Genomic DNA, 19,089 nt, shown 5'->3' on the forward strand with positions numbered 1-19,089 from the left:
AATGGACCCGATGTCGCAAGCGCCCGAGAAGGACCTTTCGGAAGCCCCCGCAGTCGAGACGCCCGCCGCCTCGACCGGTGAGCCGTCCGACCAGGCGTCCGCCTTCTTGTGGCCGCGCAGCCTGCAGGCCCGGGCGACCAGGCGGGCGCTGCTGCTGACCGCGCTCGGCGGCCTGTTGATCGCCGGGCTGGTCACCGCGATCCCGGTGAGCACCGAATCGGGACGGCTCCTCGACAGCAGCCCCGTGCGCAGCACCGGGGCCAAGAGCGACGCCGCCCTCAACCGCGCCTCCCGCGGGGAATGCCTGATGTGGCCCGACGCCACGCCGGAGTCGGCGAAGATCGTCAACTGCGGCGACGACCACAAGTTCGAGGTGGCCGATTCCATCGATATGCGGACGTTCCCGGGCTCCGAGTACGGGCCCAACGCCGCACCCCCGACACCGGCCCGCATCCAGCAGATCACCCAGGAGCAATGCGAGGCTTCCGTCCGTAACTACCTCGGGCTCAAGTTCGATCCGAACAGCAAGTTCACCGTCAGCCTGCTGTGGCCCGGCGACCGGGCGTGGCGCCAGTCCGGCGATCGCCGCATGCTGTGCGGCCTGCAACTGCCCGCCACGAACAACCAGCAGCAGGCGTTCAAGGGCAAGGTCGCCGACGTCGACCAGTCCAAGGTCTGGCCGGCCGGCACCTGCCTGGGTATCGATCCGGCGACCAATCAGCCGACCGATGTGCCGGTCGACTGCGCGGCCCCGCATGCGATGGAGGTCACCGGCACGGTCAACCTCGCCGAGAAGTTCCCCGACGCCCTGCCCGCCGAGCCGGATCAGGACGGCTTCATCAAGGATTCGTGCACCAAGATGACCGACGCGTACCTGGCGCCGGTGAAGCTGCGCACCACCACGCTGACGCTGATCTACCCCACGGTGCCGCTGTCCAGCTGGACGGCCGGCAGCCGCGAGGTGGCCTGCAGCATCGGCGCGACGCTGGGCAACGGGGGCTGGGCCACGCTGCTGAACAGCGCCAAGGGTCAGCTGCTGATCAACGGTCAGCCGCCGGTGCCGCCCCCCGACATCCCCGAAGAGCGGCTCACGATGCCGCCGATTCCGCTGCAGGTCCCGGCGCAGGCGCCGTCCAACCAGTCCACGACCGCGCCGGAGATCCCGCCGAACAATCAGCACCTGCCCGGGCAGCAACCCGTGGTGACGCAACCCCAGCAAGCGCCGCAACCCCAGCAGCCTCCCGCGCAGCAAGCCCCGCCGCCGGCGGACAACGGGGCACCGCCCGCCAACCCGGCGCCCGAGGCGCCACCGCCGCCGCCCCCGCCCGCCGCGCCTGCCGAGCCCCCGCCGGGGGGCTAGCCGGTGCCCGTGCGGATGGACCCGCGGCGCTTCGACGAACTGGTCTCCGACGCCCTCGACCTGATACCGCCCGGGCTGGCCGCGGCGATGGACAACGTCGTGGTGCTGGTCGAAGACCGCCATCCCGAGGACGCCGAACTGCTCGGGCTCTACGAAGGGGTGGCGCTGACCGAGCGCGACTCCGACTACGCCGGCGCGCTTCCGGACACCATCACCATCTACCGCGGGGCGCTGCTGGACGCGTGCGAGTCCGAGGCCGAGGTGGTCGAGGAGGTGGCGATCACGGTGATCCACGAAATCGCCCACCACTTCGGGATCGACGACGACCGGCTGCACGAACTGGGCTGGGCCTGACGGGCGCGGCGTCCCGGATTTGTCGGCGCCGGGTGCTATGAACGGCGTATGAGCACTGACTGCCGCGACTGCCGGGCAGGCTTAGATCACTGTCACGGCACCATCATTCACCACGCGCTGCACCGGTCGGAGTGCACGGAGCCGGACTGCTTTAGCCCCGAATTGTTGCCGCACGCCTTCGTCATCGACTGCGACGCCGTGGGCTGCGCCTGCACCGAAGTGATCGCGCTGGCCGTCTGATCGACGCCTCAGCCCATCGGGTCGGTGCTTGACCGCACCGCGTCCGCGACCGGGGTCGCCTCGGCCTCCGGATAAAAGGGCGGAGTCAACGTTCCCCAGCGCACGCAACTCCACCGGCCGTCGGTGATCGGGGTCAAGGCCACCGACTGGGCGTTGTCGAGGTGATTGTCGAGCGCGAAGTCGGCCTCCACGCCCGCCAGCACCGCGGCGGCCAGCCGGATCGCCGCGCCGTGGCTGACGACGACGATGTCGCCGTGGAAGTCGTGGTCGTCGAGGTAGCGCAGGCGCAGGTCGGTGAGCACCGGCACGTAGCGGTCCAACACGTCGTTGCCGGTCTCGCCGCCGGGTAGCGGCACGTCAAGCTCGCCGCGATGCCAGCGGTCGTAGATCGCGTTGAACTCCGCGACCGCCTCGTCGTCGTTGCGGTCTTCCAGCCGGCCGACCTGCACCTCGTGGATGCCGGGGACTTCGACGGCGGACATCGCGAGCTGGCCCGCGATCACCGCCGCGGTCTGCGAGGCCCGGGTGGCCACCGAGTGCGCGAGCATCGCCGGCCGGGCCGACCCGCGGGCGAACGCCCGGGCCTGGTCGCGGCCCAACGGAGTCAGCTCCGCCCCGGGCGGGCGTGTGTCGAGCCGGCGCTCGACGTTTCCGTAGGACTGGCCGTGACGCACCAAGATCAGGCGACCGCTCACCGTTGCGACCCCCCGGCGGGCTGTTCGGGCTTTCCGTCCCGGACCCGCTCCAGCCAGCGCAACGCCTCGTCGGCGGATGGCGGCAGCGCCCCGGCGGGTGAACCGGTCGGCCAAGATCCCAGGTATCGCACATCGGCACAACGACGGTGCAGCGCCTTGAGTGCCTCGGCGACGGCGTCGTCGTCGATGTGCCCCACGCAATCGGCGAAAAACCGGTAGGTGCCGAGTCCGGTTCTGGTCGGCCGGGATTCGATTCGGGTCAGGTCGATGCCACGGACGGCGAACTCGGCGAGCGCGGCCAGCAATGCGCCCGGCGCGTTGTCGATGCGCAAGACCACCGACGTCCGATCGGCTCCAGTGCGGGCCGGCGGGGGCCCCGGCAGCCCGACCAGCACGAAGCGGGTGCGGGCGTTGGGTTCGTCGATCACGCCGTCGGCCAGGGTGTCCAGCCCCCAGTGGGCGGCGGCCAGCGGCGAGGTCACCGCGGCGTCGACCCGACCCTCGGCCACCTGCTGGGCGGCGTCGGCGTTGGAGTAGGCCGGCCGCAGTTCGGCATCGGCCAGGTGGGCGGCCAGCCACTGCCGCACCTGGGCGGCCGCGACTCCGAAGGCGGCCAAGGTGCGCACGTCGGCGGCGCGGCATCCCCGTTTGACGACGATGCTGAACGCGACGTCCAGCGTCGTCTCGGCGAAAACCTGCAGCCGCGAGCCCATGGCCAGGCTGTCCAGCGTCGGCGTCACCGATCCGTCGATCGAGTTCTCGATCGGGACGCACGCGTAGTCCGCGGCGCCGCCGCGCACCGCGTCCAGGGCCGCGGAGGTGCTGTCGACCGGCAACGGCTGCACCCCGCCGGACCCCGGCGCGGGAACCAGCCCGGCGGCGGTGATCTGTCGCAGCGCCGCCTCGGTGAAGGTCCCTTCCGGACCGAGGTAAGCGATGCGGGCCACGTCCCAACCCTAGCGGCGCGCCCGACAGAAAACCCTTGCGACGCCAACCGACGTAAGTTAACTTAGGCTTACCTAAGCATAAGGATGAGAATGGTGTTACCGCAGAGCTGCCACGCCCCGACCACCGCCGAACGGATTCGCAGCGCGTGCGTGCGCGCCGGCGGCGCGCTCCTGGCGATCGAGCACGACGACCCGGTCCCCACGCCCGTGCATCACCTGATGGACGATGGCTTCTTCGCGCTGGCGCTGCCCGTCGACCGGGAGCGCGGGCGGCCCGCCGCGGGATCGCAGGCTCTGCTGGAGCTGACCGATTACGCGCCGCTTCCGCTGCGCGAACCGGTCCGTTCGCTGGTGTGGGTGCGCGGGCGCCTGCAGGAGGTGCCCCCGGGGGAGATCCTCACCACGCTCGACGCGATCGCCGCCGAATGCCCGAATCCGGCGTTGCTGGGCGTCGACACCCCGAGGTGTGCGCCCGCCGGCGGGCAAGAGCAGCGGTACACGCTGCTGCGGCTCGAGATCGCCTCGGTCGTGGTCACCGACGCGACCGGCGCGGAGCCGGTGGCCGTGGACGACCTCCTTGCGGCCCGGCCCGACCCGTTCTGCGAGCTCGAGTCGGGCCTGCTGCGGCACCTCGACGCCGCCCACAGCGACGTCATGGCGCGGCTGGTGTCCCGGCTGCCGGCGCCCCTGCGCCGCGGGCACGTGCGACCGCTGGGGCTCGACCGCTACGGCGTGCGGTTCCGCGTCGAGGGCAACGACCGAGACCACGACGTCCGGCTGCCGTTCCACAAACCGGTGGACGACATGATCGGCCTGCGCCAGGCGATTCGGGTGCTGATGGGGTGCCCGTTCATCAACGGGCTGCGGGCGCGCGGCTAGCCGTCCTGACCTAGCCGACCGCGGCGTAGCGGCGCGGCGGGTCGCCGGCCACGTACGTTAACCGGGTGAACGGCGACCGCTCACCGCAGCGTCGGTGGCCCGCACGGCCGGGGCCGCCGGTCCCACCGCGCCCCGAGCCGCCGCAGGTGATGCGCCGCGACGGTGCCCCGCCGCCGTCGCCGACCACGCAGACCCAGCCGCTGCGCCGGGCGGTGCCCCCACCCCCGCCACGACCACGCGCGCCGAGCGCGCCCCGGAAGCGGCGCCGCTGGATCCGGACGGTGCTGTCGGCGCTGCTGGTGGGCGTGCTGCTGATCGGCGCGGGCGTCGTCGCCGGCGCCGTCTGGTTCGACACCAAGCTGCACCGCGAGCGGGTGCTCGCCGACTATGCCGAACGTCCCGGGCCCGGCCGCGGCACCAACTGGCTCATCGTCGGCTCGGACAGCCGCCAGAGCCTGAGCGCCGCGCAACAACAGGATTTGGCCACGGGCGGCGACATCGGTGACGGCCGCACCGACACGATCCTGCTGGTTCACGTGCCGGGCGTCGGGTCCGGGGTGCCGACGACGATGGTGTCGATACCCCGCGATTCCTTGGTGCCGATCCCGGACCACGGCAAGGACAAGATCAACGCGGCGTTCTCGATGGGTGGCGCGCGGTTGCTGGTGCGCACCGTGGAACAGGCGACCGGGTTGCGCCTCGATCACTACGCCGAGATCGGATTCGGCGGGTTCGCCGCGCTGGTGGACGCGCTCGGCGGGGTGACGGTGTGCCCGACGACCCCGATCGATGACCCGTTGGCCGGCATCGACCTGCCGGCCGGCTGCCAGACGCTCGACGGCCGGCACGCCCTCGGATACGTCAGGACGCGCGACACCCCGAGGGCGGATCTGGACCGGATGGTCAATCAGCGCCAGTTCATGGCCGAACTGCTGCATCGCGCCGCCAGCCCGGCGGTGTGGCTCAACCCTTGGCGTTGGTATTCGGTGCCGCGCGCGGCCGCCGGCGCCCTGACCGTCGACCAGGACGACCACGCGTGGGATCTGGCCCGGCTGGGGTGGGCGTTGCACGGGCCCACCGCCACCATGACCGTCCCGATCGGGGAGTTCACCACCGGTGACGCCGGCGCGGTGGTGGTGTGGAATCACGGGGAGGCCGGCCGGTTGTTCGACGCGTTGGCCGCCGACGCGCCGTTGCCGCCCCCCACGGCGGATGGCCAGTAGCAGCGGTCGAACTAGATGCTGACCTGCCCCGCCGAATCGCCCCGCAGCCACGCCTTGGTGCGGCCCGGGTGGTGGGTGGCCAGCCAGGCCACGCCGACGTCGCGGCAGAAATCGATGTCGTCGTAGTCGTCGACGTTCCAGCAGTAGACGGCCCTGCCCTGGGCGATGGCGCGGTCGGCCAGTTGCGGATATTCCTTCAACGTCGGCAGCGACGGCCCGACGGCGGTGGCGCCGACGGCGGTGGGCGCGCCGCTGGTCAGGTAGCGCGCGGTTTTGCCCAGCAGCACGGTGGGCAGTAGCGGCGCGGCCCGCCGGATCCGCCAGATCGCGGACGCCGAGAACGACATCACCACGGCGCGGGACCGATCGGCGGAGGCGGGCGCGGCGATGCCGAAACGGTGCAGCAGGGCCAGCAGCTTGGTCTCCACCAGCGAGCCGTACCGGACGGGGTGCTTGGTTTCGATGAAGAGCTTCACCGGCCGATGCCAATCCAGCACCAGCGAGACCAGCGCGTCGAGCGTCAGCAAACTGGTGTCGCCGTGGGCGCCGTCCTCGCGCCAGCTGTCGTGCCACGCCCCGTACTCGAGCTCGCGCAACTGAGCCAGTGTCATCGTGCTGACCAGGCCGGCTCCGGTCGAGGTGCGATCCAGCCGGCGGTCGTGCACACACACCAGATGCCCGTCGCGGGTCAACCGCACGTCACATTCGACGCCGTCGGCGCCCTCTTTGAGCGCGAGGTCGTAGGCGGCCAGCGTGTGTTCGGGGAGCGCGGCCGAAGCGCCGCGGTGGGCGACGACATACGGATGCCCGGCGAGCACCTCGTCGGCCCACGTCATATCCCTATGCTGCCGGTTCCTGCCCCTTGAACTCAACTGGGTCGGCCGAAGCCGGTGCGGCGGCACCGTCGTCGGGAACCATGACCCAGCGATGCGCGGGCCGCGCCACGGGTTTGCGATGGAAGCCTTCGAAAATGCGGGCGGTGGCGGCCAGGGTGGCGGCCGCGAGCAGGTAGGCGACGACCATCAGGACGGTGTTGTTGGCGATGCCCTGGGCGTCGGTGGCGAAGCTGGTCGCGATGGCGGCGATCGAGACGGCGTAGCTGCAGATCCACGCGAGCCACCACTGCAGGACGGGTCGGCGTAGCCGGGCCCAGTGGTCCTCGAGCAGGGCCAGCTCGATCACGTACACCGGGGCCCACAGCAGATTGGCCAGCGGCACGACGCAGCCGGCCCACAGTGCCCGCGTGGAGCGCGGTTCGGGCAGCCCGTGATGGGCGAACACGGCGGCACGCCGCGCGATCATCCAACGGATCAACAGCACGCCCGACGCGATCACCGCCGCGCCCGCGCCCACGCTGGCGAGCACGCCGAGCCAGTCGGCGGCGAGGGCCACCCACGAGTTCAGCAAGGTGTTCCGGTTGATGACCAGCAGCACGTAGCGGACGACGTAAACCAGGGCGGCGATGCTGAGGACCAGCACGCTCACGAATGAGGTGGTGCGGATGATCTGCCCCGACGGGCCCGGCGGCGCGCCGGCTTCGGCGACGGCGGGCGCCTGTTCAACGCGGTCCGCCAAGCCCCAACGCGGTATCACCGCGTAGCGCGGCGTGGGCCCGAGGGGGCGCCGGCCGTGTCTGGCCGGTGGCGCGGCGCCGGGACGCACCGCTATCCAGCGATAGCCGGGCGGCAGCCGCGGCGGGGTGCGCTGCCACCCGGGAGACCGTTGCGGTTGTCCGGCCGGGGGCGGGGCGCCCGCCGAGCCCCATCGCGGGTCGGTGGGCGCGGACTGCGGCAGGGGCGCCATGAGGGCGCCGTGGCAGCGGGGGCACCACTCGCGTTGCCGGTCGCGCACGTTCCAGCGGGTGCCGCACTGGGAGCACACCTGGATCACCGGACCAGACTAGCGCCGCGACGATGCGGGCCGCGGAACGCGGGCCGTTGAGGAGCGGCGCAATCCAGCCCCGCCGCCGCGTGGGCAACGTCATCGGCCGCCGCTGGCTATCCACAGTTTCCACAGGTTTATCCACATACACCCAGGGGGTACAGGAAACCATCGCTACTGCCTCTGGCGCCGAGCCGCGCAGCCACTGTGGATAACGTCGCGGTGTTCTACGCATGTCACAGACGGCTCAAATCCGCCGCCGAGCGAAATGGATTGCCTCGCTAAGCATCGGCGCGCAGCCCCGCCTATTGCGGCCACAGACCTCCCGACTATCGATAACCCGCAGCTCAGAGCCTTATTTTCGCAACACCGTCACAAAGCGCTATGATCGCGTTCGCGAAAGTGTTTGTGACTCACCTCACTCACAGCGAGGTGAACCGGGGGGTGGAAGGCGATTGATGGCCACGCATTCGTTCGGTCCGGGCTCACCGGCCGCGTCGAAGTCGTATTGCGGCTCGCCCGCGTGGAATCACAGCTACACCATCGCGGCGCTGCGCGCGGGATTGATCGCGTTGGCGCTACTGGCGGTGCTCGCGGTCATCGTCTTGTTCTGAACTGAATCCGAGCGGGTATTCGCCTTGCGGCTCAACAAGGGTCATTCTTGCGGTGCGCGCGCTCATGGAGCAGGGTTGATAACGGCCGGCCGCCGTGAGGCGGCCCGCGCGACTGAGCGTCAAGACGATAATCGAAGAAAGGAACGCCGTGGCTGAATACACCCTGCCCGACTTGGACTGGGACTATGCAGCGTTGGAACCGCACATCTCAGGTCAGATCAACGAGATCCACCACAGTAAGCACCACGCCACCTACGTCAAAGGCGTGAACGACGCTCTGTCCAAGCTCGAAGAGGCCCGTGCCAACGAGGATCACGCTGCGATCTTCCTGAACGAAAAGAACCTGGCCTTTCACCTGGGCGGCCACGTCAACCACTCCATCTGGTGGAAGAACCTGTCGCCGGACGGTGGGGACAAGCCGACCGGCGAATTGGCCGCCGCGATCGACGACGCCTTCGGATCCTTCGACCGGTTCCGCGCGCAGTTCAGCGCGGCGGCCAACGGCCTGCAGGGGTCGGGCTGGGCGGTGCTGGGCTACGACACCCTCGGCAGCCGGCTGCTGACCTTCCAGCTCTACGACCAGCAGGCCAACGTTCCGCTGGGCATCATTCCGCTGCTGCAGGTCGACATGTGGGAGCACGCCTTCTACCTGCAGTACAAGAACGTCAAGGCGGACTACGTCAAGGCGTTCTGGAACGTGGTCAACTGGGCCGACGTGCAGAAGCGGTACGCCGCCGCGACCTCGAAAACCCAGGGCCTGATCTTCGGCTGACTTTCATTTCGATCGGCAGGGGCGTCGCGCGGATTGCGCGGCGCCCCAGTCGTTTGTCCGGCCCGAATCGGCCGGGTGTGAAGATCTGCGACGCTGACCGTGTCGTGTTGCACGGCGCCTAATCCGCAGGCATTCTTAATTATTCGGACTACCAGTGTGGTTATTCCCAACGGAGGCGTCGCGCGGAGGTCGAGATGGAGACTGGGTCGGACCGACCTATCGGGGTTTCCCCGTTCCATTCCCGCGGCGCCCTGAAGGGGTTCCTGATCTCCGGACGTTGGCCGGACTCGACGAAAGAGTGGGCCCAGCTCCTCATGGTCGCGGTCAGGATCGCGTCCTTGCCCGGATTGCTGTCCACCACAACGGTGTTCGGCGCCCGCGAGGAACTGCCCGACGAACCCGAGCCGGACACCGTCGGCCTGGTGCTGGCCGAGGGCACGGTTTTTGGTGAATCAGCTATCCAGCCGGGCTATTTCGCCGACCATCAGCCCCCCGCGCTGCTCATGCTGCACCCGCCGTCGGAAACCACGCCGTCGCTGCCCGAATGCACGGGGGCGGCATCGGGATGCGTATTGCTGCCCGGATTGCCCTACCTCGGCCTGGAACACCGGGCGGCTTGGGTGGAAGCAGAAGCCGACGGCACCATCACCTCGATGGTGAGCCGGGTCGGCATCGACCCGATCAGCCATCCCGACACGGCAATCCTGGCGATGCTTCTCGCCGCATAGCGCCAACGCCGGGCACACCGCGGCGGCGCGAATCGCGATTCACCCTTCCGGTGGGGGCGTCGTCCTTCGCGCTCGCGGCGATGCGCGACCACCCCGGCCTCTCGACCGTCACGTCGGGCCGCGGTCACCGGTGGACGGGCCCCGGATGACCGCCACCTTGGCGGCGCCGGCTAAGTTAACGACCCCTCGACCATCGGTGTCCGCCAGGCGACCGACGGGTTTCGGCGCGTCCTCGACGGTCTCGTTTCGCGCCCGGCAGCAAATGACGTGCCAGATCGGGCCGGCGCGTGGGCCCGTTGCGGTGCAATCGCCCAGCACAGCTCGGGTGTTCACCGTGACTCCCGCGAGGCGGCCCGCCCGCCACTTCGGGACGGGTGTCCGATTCTGCGGATAACCTGTGAGTTCCGTGGATTTTGTGGACACCCCAGCGAATCAGTTAGACGCTCGTCAAGTGGGGAGTTGGTGAGCGTCAGCTGTGCCGTTCGGGAATCCTTCGGGGTTTGCACCTGGTTAGCCTTACCAAGCCTCGCTACCATGATCAGCAAATACACCTAGGTAATCGTTAGCTTCTACAGCCCAGTGGAGGTCATATCAATGAGCACGACGTTCGCTGCTCGCCTGAACCGCCTGTTCGACACGGTGTATCCGCCTGGACGCGGTGCGCACACCTCCGCGGAAGTGATCGCGGCGCTCAAGGCGGAGGGCATAACGATGTCGGCTCCGTACCTGTCCCAGCTGCGTTCCGGCAACCGCACCAACCCGTCCTCGGCGACGATGGCCGCCCTGGCCAACTTCTTCCGCATCAAGCCGGCCTACTTCACCGACGACGAGTACTACGAGAAGCTCGACAAGGAATTGTCGTGGCTGGCCACGGCGCGCGACGACAATGTGCGTCGCATCGCGATGCGCACGGCGGAGTTGTCCCCGGAGGCGCAGCGCGAGGTCATGGAGCGGGTCAACGAGCTGCGCCGCGCGGAGCACCTGGACGCATAGCCGCCGCCCGGGCCTCACATCGACCGGCCGGGGCCCGGCGGCCAGCCCTGGGGAGCTGACGCCCGCCCATTCCGATTAGGGTTGGCAAACGGATCGCGAACGCGACAGCGTGAGACGACGATTGCCAGCGAGATACCGGGAGGCGGCCGGGAATGGGCCTGTTCGGCAAGCGAAAGAGCCGCGCGACGCGTCGCGCCGAAGCCCGCGCGATCAAGGCCCGCGCGAAGCTCGAGGCCAAGCTGGCCGCCAAGAACGAGGTGCGGCGCGCCAAATCCGCGCAGCGGGCCGAGAATAAGGCGCTGCGGGCTCAGATCAAGGCGCAACGCGACAGCGACCGCAATGCGCTGAAAGTCGCTGAGGCCCAACTCAAGGCGGCCCGGGAGGGCAAGATCTTCTCTCCGGCACGGATCCGCCGCGTGCTCACGGTGGCGCGGCTGCTCGCGCCGATCCTCACCCCGGTGATCTACCGGTTGGCCGTCTCGGCGCGCGCGCTGATCGATCAGCGCCGCGCGGACCAGCTCGGGATCCCGCTGGCACAGATCGGCCAGTTCTCCGGACCCGGAGCCCAGCTGTCGGCTCGAATCGCCGGGGCGGAAAAGTCGCTGCGGACGGTGCAGGACAAGAAACCCAAGGACGCCGAGACCAAGGCGTTCGTGGCGGCCATCTCCGAGCGGCTCGCCGATCTGCCGGCGGCGATCACCGCCGCGGAGAATCTGCCCGCCGCCCGTCGTCGGGCGGCCCACGCCGCGATCTCGTCGCAGCTCGAAGGCATCGAGGCCGACCTGATGGCCCGCCTCGGGTTGAGCTGACCGACCGCACGAAAGGCAACCTCCTCCCATGTCCATCCACGGCAGGTGGATCTCGCGCATCCTGATCGCGGTCGGCGTCATCGTCGTCCTGGCTTTCGGGTCGGCCCTGCAGACCCCGACCGCGTGGGCGCACGTCCACGCCAGCAGCGACAACGCGGTGCGCGGTGCCATGGCCCTCGTGACCTTCCAGGTGCCCAACGAGTCGAACACCGGGGCCGCCACCACCGCCCTGAGCGTCGCCCTCCCCGACGTCGCATCGGCGCGCACCGAAAGCATGCCGGGCTGGACCGCCAGGCTCGACCGTGACGCGGCATCCGGTGCCGTCCGCTCGGTGACCTGGACGGCCGCGCCCGGCGGGGGAATCGCCCCCGACCAATTCGCGCTGTTCCGGTTGTCGGTGAAGCTGCCGGACACCGACACCGTCAGCTTCCCGGCCACCCAGTCCTACGCCGACGGGACCGTCGTGAAATGGGATCAGGCGCCGGTGCCCGACGGCGGCGAGCCGGAACACCCGGCGCCCATGCTCACCCTGGCCGCGGCGGCACCCCACCACCATCACGCGACGCCCAACCCGGTGACCGAACCCGCGCGGCCCCACGCGGCCGACAACACCGCGCGGTGGCTGGGTGGCGCCGCGCTGGTGGTCGCGGCGCTGGGTGTCGCGATCGCCGTGATCCGCCGACGCCCATGAAACGGCTGGCGGTCGGCGCGAGCGTCAGCGCCCTGTTGGCGGTTGCCCTGCTCACCGCCCCGGTGGCGTCGGCGCACGCCACGCGGGTGGCCACCGACCCCGCGGCCAATGCGGTGCTGGCGTCCGGTCCGCAGCGGGTCAGCGCGACCTTCAACGAGCAGTTGCAGACCACGTTCGCCGCGATGACGGTGGTCGGGCCGGACGGCAATGTGTGGTCCGACGGCCAGCCCACCGTGGCGGGTGCGGTGGTCAGCGTCGCCCTGCGCCCGCTGGGACCGTCCGGGACGTACACGGTGAACTACCGGGTGACCTCGGCGGACGGCCACGTGGTGTCGGGGTCCTGGTCGTTTCAGCTCACGGTGTCGGGCACCGGCACGCCCGGGCCGCCCGCCGCCGGCGGCGGTGACGGCGGTGTCGTCCCCGTCTGGCCGTTCGTGGCGGCCGCGGTGGCGCTCGTTGCGGGCGGCGCGTGGTGGGCGGTGCGGCACAGGCGGTGATCGAGGCGCCGGGACGCGTGCTGGCATGATGGGGTCGAGATCCCTGAGCTAGGGAAACGACGACAGAGGAAGCTCAAGGAGCGGCCGCATGGCAGACCCGCAGGACCCCACCGACAGCGCGCCCGACGGCGCCGGCAATCCGCCGGAAAAGAAACCGCCCGCCAAGGCGGCGAAAAAGACCGCGAAGGCGCCGGCCAAGAAGGCACCTGCGAAAAAGGCGCCCGCCAAGAAAGCGCCCGCGAAGAAGTTGCCCGCGAAGAAAGCGCCGGCCCAGAAAGCCGAACCCACACCCCCGAAACCGCCCGAGCCGCCATCCGGCGTGCAGCAGCGAGCGGAAACCAACGGCGACCTCACGGCCGCCGCTAAAGACGCTGCGGCACAGGCGAAGTCCACCGTGGAAGCCGCCAACAACCCGGTCTCGCCCGCTGCCGCGGGCCCCGCGGTGGCGCAATCCCCGGTGCCGCTGATCGTGGCGCTGGCCGTCAGCCTGCTGGCCATCCTGCTCATCCGCCAGCTGCGCCGCCGCTGAGCACGCAGGCGGCTAACGTGTCAGAAGTGACGGTGTCGTTCCAACCGACCGCCGACCTCGTCGACAGCATCGGTCCCGACGTGCGCAGCTGCGATACCCAGTTCCGCCAGCTCGGCGGGCGGGCCGAGTTCGCGGGGCCGATCAGCACCGTGCGCTGCTTTCAAGACAACGCGCTGCTCAAGTCGGTGCTCTCGGAGCCGGGTGACGGCGGCATCTTGGTGATCGACGGCGGCGGCTCGCTGCACACCGCGCTGGTCGGCGACGTCATCGCCGAGCTCGCCCGCTCCAACGGCTGGGCCGGGCTCATCGTCAACGGCGCGGTGCGGGACTCCGCCGCGCTGCGGGGGATGGACATCGGCATCAAGGCGTTGGGCACCAATCCCCGCAAGAGCACCAAGACCGGCGCCGGAGAACGCGACGTCGAAGTCGCCCTGGGCGGTGTGACGTTCGTGCCGGGCGAGATCGCCTACAGCGACGACGACGGGATCGTCGTCGTCGCCGCAGACCGCTAAACCGCTACCGGCGCACGCTTTTTCGCGAACTCCAGACCCTCGTCGTCGACCTTGCCGCGCCGGATCGTGCGCATGTCGACGAAGTAGTTCTGCTTGAGCCGCCACGGCGCCCGCGACCCCGACTTGGGCAGCAGATGCATCGAACGCCGGAAGTAGCCGGGGGTGAAGTCCATGAACGGCAGCTCGTCGACCGCGTCGCCCGGGTGCTGCGGCTCGACGAAGTCAAAGCCCTTGGCGTCCATGTAGTTCAGCAAGCGGCAGACGAATTCGGAGACCAGGTCGGCCTTCAGCGTCCAGGACGCGTTCGTGTAGCCGAAGGTGATCGCGAAGTTGGGCACGCCGGAGAACATCAGGCCCTTGTAGGTCATCAACGAGGTCAGGTCGATGTCCTCGCCGTTGCGGGTCGGCTTCACCCCGCCCAGCAACTGCATGTTCAATCCCGTTGCGGTGACGATGATGTCGGCCGCCAACTCCTCACCCGAGGTGAGCTTGATGCCGGTCTTGGTGAACCGGTCGATGGTGTCGGTCACGACATCGGCCTTGCCATGCCGGATGGTCCGGAAGAAGTCCCCGTCGGGCGCCAGGCACAGCCGCTCGTCCCAGACGTTGTAGCGCGGCCCGAAGTGCTTCTCGACGTCGTAGCCCTGCGGCAGGCGCCGCTGCGCCATCGTCATCAACGTCTTGCGCATGTAGGCCGGGGCCTTGCGGGACAGCTGGTACTGGAAGGTGCTGAACGCGATGGCTTTCCAGCGGTTGGCCATGTGCGCGAGGCGCTCGGGCAGCAGCCGGTTGGCCTTCTCGGCGAAGGGATCGACCCCGGGCAGCGACCCGATGTAGGTCGGCGAGCGCTGCAGCATCGTCACGTGCCCCGCGCCCGAGTTCACCAGGGCGGGAATCAGGGTGATCGCGGTCGCACCGGATCCGATGACGACGATGCGCTTGCCCGCGTAGTCGAGGTCCTCGGGCCAGTGCTGCGGATGCACGATGGTGCCGCCGAAGTCGTCCGAGCCTTCGAAGGTGGGCGAGAACCCCTCGTCGTAGTTGTAGTAGCCGGTGCAGGCGAACAGGAACGAACAGGTCATCTCGCTCGTGCCGCCGTCGTTCTCGACGGTCAGCGTCCAGCGGTTGTCGTCGTCGGACCAGTCGGCGGCCACCACCCGGTGGTTGTAGCGGATGTGCGACTCGATGCGGTTCTCGACCGCGGCCTCCTTGATGTAGGCCTTGATCGACGCGCCGTCGGCGATCGACTTCGCCGAACGCCAGGGCTTGAACCGGAAGCCGAGGGTGAACATGTCCGAGTCGGATCGGATGCCCGGGTACTTGAAGAGGTCCCAGGTGCCGCCGAGGTCGGCGCGGCGCTCCAGGATGGCGTAGCTCTTGGTCGGGCAGCGTTCCTGCAGGTGCCAGGCCGCGCTCACGCCGGAGATGCCGGCGCCCACGATGAGGACGTCAAGGTGCTCAGTCATACGGCCACGTTATCAACACCGTGTTGAATCGGTCAACACCGTGTCGAAACTCTCGACGCCGTGTAAAGTAGCGGCCGTGACTACCGTCGGTTCCGCCCGCACCCACCGGGGCAGGCGCTCGGCGCGCCCGTCCGGCGACGACCGTGAACTGGCCATTTTGACCACCGCCGAACGGTTGCTGCAGGAACGCGCGCTCGCCGACATCTCCGTCGACGACCTCGCCAAGGGGGCCGGGCTGTCCCGGCCGACGTTCTACTTCTATTTCCCGTCCAAGGACGCGGTGCTGTTCACCCTGTTCGAGCGGGTGATCATGGAGGCAGACTCCGCGCTGGAGTCGCTGGTCGCCAGCCCGCCCGCCGACCTGAAAGCGTTGTGGCGCATCGGGATCAACGTGTTCGTCGAGACCTTCGGCACACATCGCGCGGTGTCGCTGGCCGCCGATGCCGCGCGCACCAACAAGGACGTCGGCGAACTGTGGTCACGCTTCATGCAGAAATGGGTCGACCACATCACCACCGTGATCGAAGCCGAGCGCGCCCGCGGCGCGGCGCCGGTGACACTGCCGGCGCGCAACCTGTCCGCGGCACTGAACCTGCTCAACGAAAAGGTCATGCTCAGCGCGTTCGCCGACGGGCGACCGTCGGTGCCCAGCGAGCAACTGCTCGACACGCTGGTGCACATCTGGGTCAGCAGCGTCTACGGCGAGGCCTGCTGAAACGGGCTTGTCGGCGCCTCGTGCGAACATATGTTCGTGCGGTGCGATGCGTCCATCCTGCACGCGGACCTGGATTCCTTCTACGCGTCCGTCGAACAGCGCGACGACCCGACCCTGCGCGGCCGCCCGGTGATCGTCGGCGGCGGGGTGGTGCTGGCCGCGAGCTACGAGGCCAAGGCCTACGGCGTGCGCACGGCCATGGGCGGGGCGCAGGCGCGGCGGCTGTGCCCGGCCGCCGTGGTGGTGCCGCCGCGGATGAACGCCTACAGCCGCGCCAGTGACGCCGTCTTCGAGGTGTTCCGTGATTGCACCCCGATCGTGGAGGCGCTGTCGGTGGACGAGGCCTTCCTCGACGTCGGCGGGCTGCGCCGGGCCAGGGGCACGCCGGTGGCGATCGCCGAGCGGTTGCGCGCCGACGTGCGCGAGCGGGTCGGGCTGCCGATCACCGTCGGGATCGCTCGGACGAAGTTCCTCGCCAAGGTCGCCAGCCAGGAGGCCAAGCCCGACGGGCTGCTGCTGGTGCCGCCCGATCAGGAGCTGACGTTTCTGCGGCCGCTGCCGGTGCGCCGGCTGTGGGGCGTGGGCGCGGTGACGGCCGAGAAGCTGCACGCGCACGGCATCGTGACCGTCGCCGACGTCGCCGAGCTCAGCGAGTCGACGCTGGGCTCGATGGTGGGCGGCGCGATGGGCCGTCAGCTGTATGCGCTGTCCCGCAACATCGACCGTCGGCGAGTCACCACCGGCGTTCGCCGCCGCTCCGTCGGCGCTCAGCGGGCGCTGGGCCGCTCCGGTAACACTATGTCGCCCAACGAGATCGACGCCGTGGTGGTCAACTTGATCGACCGCATCACCGGCCGCATGCGCGCGGCCGGGCGCACCGGGCGCACGGTGGTGCTGCGGCTGCGCTTCGACGACTTCACCCGCGCGACCCGGTCACACACCCTGCCGTGGGCCACGTCGTCCACCGCCCCCATCCTGGCCGCCGCCCGGCGGCTGGTAGCGGGCGCCGCACCGATGATCGCGCAACGCGGCCTGACGCTGGTGGGCTTCGCGGTGTCGGGCATCGACCGCAGCGGCGCCCAGCAGCTGATGCTGCCGTTCGGCGACTCGAACCGCCGCACGGCCGGCGACGACATCGACGCGGCCATCGACCGGGTGCGGGATCGGTACGGCAAGTCCGCCCTGACGCCCGCGGTTTTGGTCGGCCGCGATCCGGGCTTCGAGATGCCGCACCTGCCCGACTGACGGGTTGTCGGTGTTTTCACTAATAATTCAATTATTCTTTGCCACATGCCTTTTCGATGATTTGAGGTTGATTTGAATCAGCCTCGCGACGCCGCCTGTGCGGCGGCCCGCTTGTTAGGTTGGCGAAAACCCGACCTCGAAAGTGAGCAACTGAATCCGATGCCGCCGCACCAATCCCGCGACACCGGCCTGCCCCGCGAGGGTCTCCTGCTCGGTTACAGCGCGTTACTCGCCCTATCCGCGGGCTTCGTCAACTCCGTGGCGCTGCTGATCTTGGCGGTGCCCGTCGGCAATCTGACCGGGATCACCACCCAGCTGGGCATGAACACGGCCAACCCCTGGCTGTACGAAGGACACGTGCTCGGCGCGATCTTTCTGGGCTTCCTGATGGGAGCGACCATAGCGGGGGCGATCCTCGCACCCACCGATGCTCTTGCGGGCCCGCGCCACGCCGCCGTGCTCTTCCTCGAGGCAGGCTTGCTCGTGCTAGCCGCGGTCGGGGTCGAGGAGACCGCCGTCAGGGCACAGATCGACGCCCTGGGCATCGAGCAGACCGCGGTGCAGGCGCTGTTCGCCGCCGCGGCGCTCGGCCTGCAAAACGGGATGACATCGAGCTTTCGCGGAATGGCGATCCGCACCACGCATTTCACCGGAACCATTACCGACCTCGGGCTGATCCTCGGTCGCAGCCGGGTACACGGAATCAAGAACTGGAAAACGGCGATCCTGGCGACCACCCTGGTGTTATTCCTCGGCGGCGGTGTGGCCGGGATCATGTTCGGGGCCCAGTTGGGGGGTTACGCGTTGCTCATCCCGGCCGCGATTTGCGCGACCGTCGGCGCCGCCAACCTGCTGCAGGGCGCCGGCCGCAGCGACGCACCGGTTCCCGAGCGCGCCGAACCGGTGCAGGTCTGAGTGGCGTCTCAATTCGCGCCGGTCCACTCCAGCAGCCGCTCGGCCGGCCAGGTGTTCACGATGCGGTCGGCGGGAACCCCCGCATCCAGCGCGCGCTGGGCGCCGTAACCGAGGAAGTCCAGTTGGCCGGGCGCGTGGGCGTCGGTGTCGATGCTGAACACGCAACCGATCTCCAGCGCCAGGTTGAGCAGGCGGGTCGGCGGGTCGCGCCGCTCGGGCCGCGAGTTGATCTCCACCGCGGTGCCGGACTCGCGGCAGGCCGTGAACACGGCCTCGGCGTCGAACTTGGACTCCGGCCGGATGCCGCGGTTTCCGGACACCAGCCGACCGGTGCAGTGGCCGAGCACGTCGGCGTGCGGGTTTTCGACCGCGCGCACCATGCGCCGGGTCATCGCGGCCGAATCCATCGACAACTTGGAGTGCACGCTGGCCACCACGACGTCGAGGCGTTCCAGCAGTTCGGGTTCCTGGTCCAGGCTGCCGTCGTCGAGGATGTCGACCTCGATCCCGGTGAGGATGCGCATCGGCGCGAACTTCTCCCGCAGCCGGTCGATCACGTCGAGCTGCTTGCGTAACCGCTCCGGCGACAGACCGTTGGCGATGGTCAGCCGCGGCGAATGGTCGGTCAGCGCACAGTATTCGTGGCCCAGCGCCGCCGCCGCGGCCATCATCTCGTCGATGGGCGCCGAGCCGTCCGACCAGTTGGAGTGCAGGTGCAGATCGCCGCGCAGGGCGGCACGAATGTCACCGCCACCGAGATCTTGTGCGGTGGAACGCAATTCGACCAGCAGGTCGGGTTCTCGGCCGGACCACGCCTGGTCGATGACCTTGGCGGTTTTGGGGCCGATTCCCGGCAGCGACTGCCAGCTGTTGGCCTGACCGTGGCGTTCCCGCGCCGCGTCGTCGAGGCCCTCGATGATGTCGGCCGCGTTGCGGTAAGCCATCACGCGTCGGGGGTCGTGACGGCTCCGGTCCTTGTAGTAGGCGATCTGCCGCAGGGCCGCTACCGGATCCATGACTCCAG

At 69.5% G+C, this 19,089-nt stretch carries 22 protein-coding genes and 1 pseudogene; 17 read left to right on the top strand and 6 right to left on the bottom strand.

What is annotated here, in order from left to right; translation table 11 throughout:
* The first annotated feature begins 1 nt into the window (after position 1).
* The 3 genes and pseudogenes from JF781_RS05855 to JF781_RS05865 all read left to right on the top strand — a co-directional run bounded on the left by JF781_RS05855 (position 2) and on the right by JF781_RS05865 (position 1,954).
* A complete protein-coding gene (locus JF781_RS05855; protein ID WP_225329634.1) occupies positions 2-1,360 on the top strand; it encodes a septum formation family protein in 1,359 nt (452 codons plus the stop codon).
* Positions 1,361-1,363: 3 nt separating this feature from the next.
* Positions 1,364-1,766, top strand: a pseudogene (locus JF781_RS05860) (metallopeptidase family protein).
* Positions 1,763-1,954 (top strand): hypothetical protein, encoded by a 192-nt coding sequence (locus JF781_RS05865; protein WP_008262971.1) that lies wholly within the window; start codon positions 1,763-1,765, stop codon positions 1,952-1,954. The pseudogene JF781_RS05860 and the gene JF781_RS05865 overlap by 4 nt, the downstream one beginning before the upstream one ends.
* 8 nt (positions 1,955-1,962) lie before the next feature.
* On the opposite strand, the gene JF781_RS05870 is transcribed toward JF781_RS05865, so the two are convergent.
* Positions 1,963-2,649 (bottom strand): histidine phosphatase family protein, encoded by a 687-nt coding sequence (locus JF781_RS05870; RefSeq protein WP_225329635.1) that lies wholly within the window; start codon positions 2,647-2,649, stop codon positions 1,963-1,965.
* Positions 2,646-3,596 carry a prephenate dehydratase gene (gene pheA / locus JF781_RS05875; protein WP_225329636.1) on the bottom strand — a complete coding sequence of 317 codons (951 nt, stop codon included), beginning with the start codon at positions 3,594-3,596 and terminating at the stop codon, positions 2,646-2,648. Before pheA ends, JF781_RS05870 begins: the two co-directional genes overlap by 4 nt.
* Positions 3,597-3,686: 90 nt before the next feature.
* Here pheA and JF781_RS05880 point away from each other — a divergent pair, with 90 nt between their 5' ends.
* Positions 3,687-4,475 (top strand): DUF2470 domain-containing protein, encoded by a 789-nt coding sequence (locus JF781_RS05880; protein WP_225329637.1) that lies wholly within the window; start codon positions 3,687-3,689, stop codon positions 4,473-4,475.
* A gap of 281 nt (positions 4,476-4,756) precedes the next feature.
* Positions 4,757-5,698 (top strand): LCP family protein, encoded by a 942-nt coding sequence (locus tag JF781_RS05885; RefSeq protein WP_308011590.1) that lies wholly within the window; start codon positions 4,757-4,759, stop codon positions 5,696-5,698.
* An 11-nt stretch (positions 5,699-5,709) separates the two neighbouring features.
* On the opposite strand, the gene JF781_RS05890 is transcribed toward JF781_RS05885, so the two are convergent.
* Positions 5,710-6,534 (bottom strand): glycerophosphodiester phosphodiesterase, encoded by an 825-nt coding sequence (locus JF781_RS05890; protein WP_225329639.1) that lies wholly within the window; start codon positions 6,532-6,534, stop codon positions 5,710-5,712.
* Positions 6,535-6,538: 4 nt separating this feature from the next.
* Positions 6,539-7,588, bottom strand: a complete 1,050-nt coding sequence (locus JF781_RS05895) for a DUF4328 domain-containing protein (RefSeq protein WP_225329640.1) — start codon at positions 7,586-7,588, stop codon at positions 6,539-6,541.
* Between the two features lie 449 nt (positions 7,589-8,037).
* Between JF781_RS05895 and JF781_RS05900 the strand changes: the two genes are divergently transcribed.
* From JF781_RS05900 to rraA, 9 genes are all read left to right on the top strand, one after another.
* Entirely contained in the window at positions 8,038-8,193 is a 156-nt protein-coding gene (locus JF781_RS05900) for a hypothetical protein (protein WP_008262955.1), read from the top strand.
* A gap of 148 nt (positions 8,194-8,341) precedes the next feature.
* Positions 8,342-8,965, top strand: a complete 624-nt coding sequence (locus JF781_RS05905) for a superoxide dismutase (RefSeq protein WP_008262954.1) — start codon at positions 8,342-8,344, stop codon at positions 8,963-8,965.
* A gap of 194 nt (positions 8,966-9,159) precedes the next feature.
* Positions 9,160-9,693, top strand: a complete 534-nt coding sequence (locus JF781_RS05910; protein WP_225329641.1) for a peptidase — start codon at positions 9,160-9,162, stop codon at positions 9,691-9,693.
* A gap of 594 nt (positions 9,694-10,287) precedes the next feature.
* Positions 10,288-10,686 (top strand): secretion protein EspR, encoded by a 399-nt coding sequence (locus JF781_RS05915; protein WP_008262950.1) that lies wholly within the window; start codon positions 10,288-10,290, stop codon positions 10,684-10,686.
* A 152-nt stretch (positions 10,687-10,838) separates the two neighbouring features.
* Positions 10,839-11,495, top strand: coding sequence for a DUF6474 family protein (locus JF781_RS05920; RefSeq protein WP_225329642.1), 657 nt, complete (start codon positions 10,839-10,841; stop codon positions 11,493-11,495).
* Positions 11,496-11,523: 28 nt separating this feature from the next.
* Positions 11,524-12,186 (top strand): YcnI family protein, encoded by a 663-nt coding sequence (locus JF781_RS05925; RefSeq protein WP_225329643.1) that lies wholly within the window; start codon positions 11,524-11,526, stop codon positions 12,184-12,186.
* On the top strand, positions 12,183-12,683 hold the full coding sequence (locus JF781_RS05930) for a copper resistance CopC family protein (protein WP_225329644.1): 501 nt from the start codon (positions 12,183-12,185) through the stop codon (positions 12,681-12,683). The genes JF781_RS05925 and JF781_RS05930 overlap by 4 nt, the downstream gene beginning before the upstream one ends.
* Positions 12,684-12,771: 88 nt before the next feature.
* Positions 12,772-13,212, top strand: a complete 441-nt coding sequence (locus tag JF781_RS28535; RefSeq protein ID WP_275254017.1) for a nucleoid-structuring protein H-NS — start codon at positions 12,772-12,774, stop codon at positions 13,210-13,212.
* Positions 13,213-13,238: 26 nt separating this feature from the next.
* Entirely contained in the window at positions 13,239-13,724 is a 486-nt protein-coding gene (rraA, locus tag JF781_RS05940; protein WP_225329645.1) for a ribonuclease E activity regulator RraA, read from the top strand.
* Here rraA and JF781_RS05945 read toward each other — a convergent pair.
* Positions 13,721-15,190 (bottom strand): NAD(P)/FAD-dependent oxidoreductase, encoded by a 1,470-nt coding sequence (locus JF781_RS05945; protein ID WP_225329646.1) that lies wholly within the window; start codon positions 15,188-15,190, stop codon positions 13,721-13,723. The genes rraA and JF781_RS05945 overlap by 4 nt on opposite strands.
* Positions 15,191-15,266: 76 nt before the next feature.
* On the opposite strand from JF781_RS05945, the gene JF781_RS05950 reads away from it, so the two are divergent.
* The 3 genes from JF781_RS05950 to JF781_RS05960 all read left to right on the top strand — a co-directional run bounded on the left by JF781_RS05950 (position 15,267) and on the right by JF781_RS05960 (position 18,065).
* Positions 15,267-15,905, top strand: coding sequence for a TetR/AcrR family transcriptional regulator (locus tag JF781_RS05950; RefSeq protein ID WP_225329647.1), 639 nt, complete (start codon positions 15,267-15,269; stop codon positions 15,903-15,905).
* Between the two features lie 30 nt (positions 15,906-15,935).
* Positions 15,936-17,150 carry a DNA polymerase IV gene (gene dinB / locus JF781_RS05955; RefSeq protein WP_225329648.1) on the top strand — a complete coding sequence of 405 codons (1,215 nt, stop codon included), beginning with the start codon at positions 15,936-15,938 and terminating at the stop codon, positions 17,148-17,150.
* 159 nt (positions 17,151-17,309) lie between these two features.
* Positions 17,310-18,065, top strand: coding sequence for a YoaK family protein (locus JF781_RS05960; RefSeq protein ID WP_225329649.1), 756 nt, complete (start codon positions 17,310-17,312; stop codon positions 18,063-18,065).
* A gap of 8 nt (positions 18,066-18,073) precedes the next feature.
* On the opposite strand, the gene JF781_RS05965 is transcribed toward JF781_RS05960, so the two are convergent.
* A complete protein-coding gene (locus tag JF781_RS05965; RefSeq protein WP_225329650.1) occupies positions 18,074-19,081 on the bottom strand; it encodes a PHP domain-containing protein in 1,008 nt (335 codons plus the stop codon).
* Positions 19,082-19,089 lie beyond the last annotated feature (8 nt).

Source organism: Mycobacterium sp. WUMAC-067 (assembly GCF_020217485.1).
Classification (GTDB): Bacteria; Actinomycetota; Actinomycetes; order Mycobacteriales; family Mycobacteriaceae; genus Mycobacterium.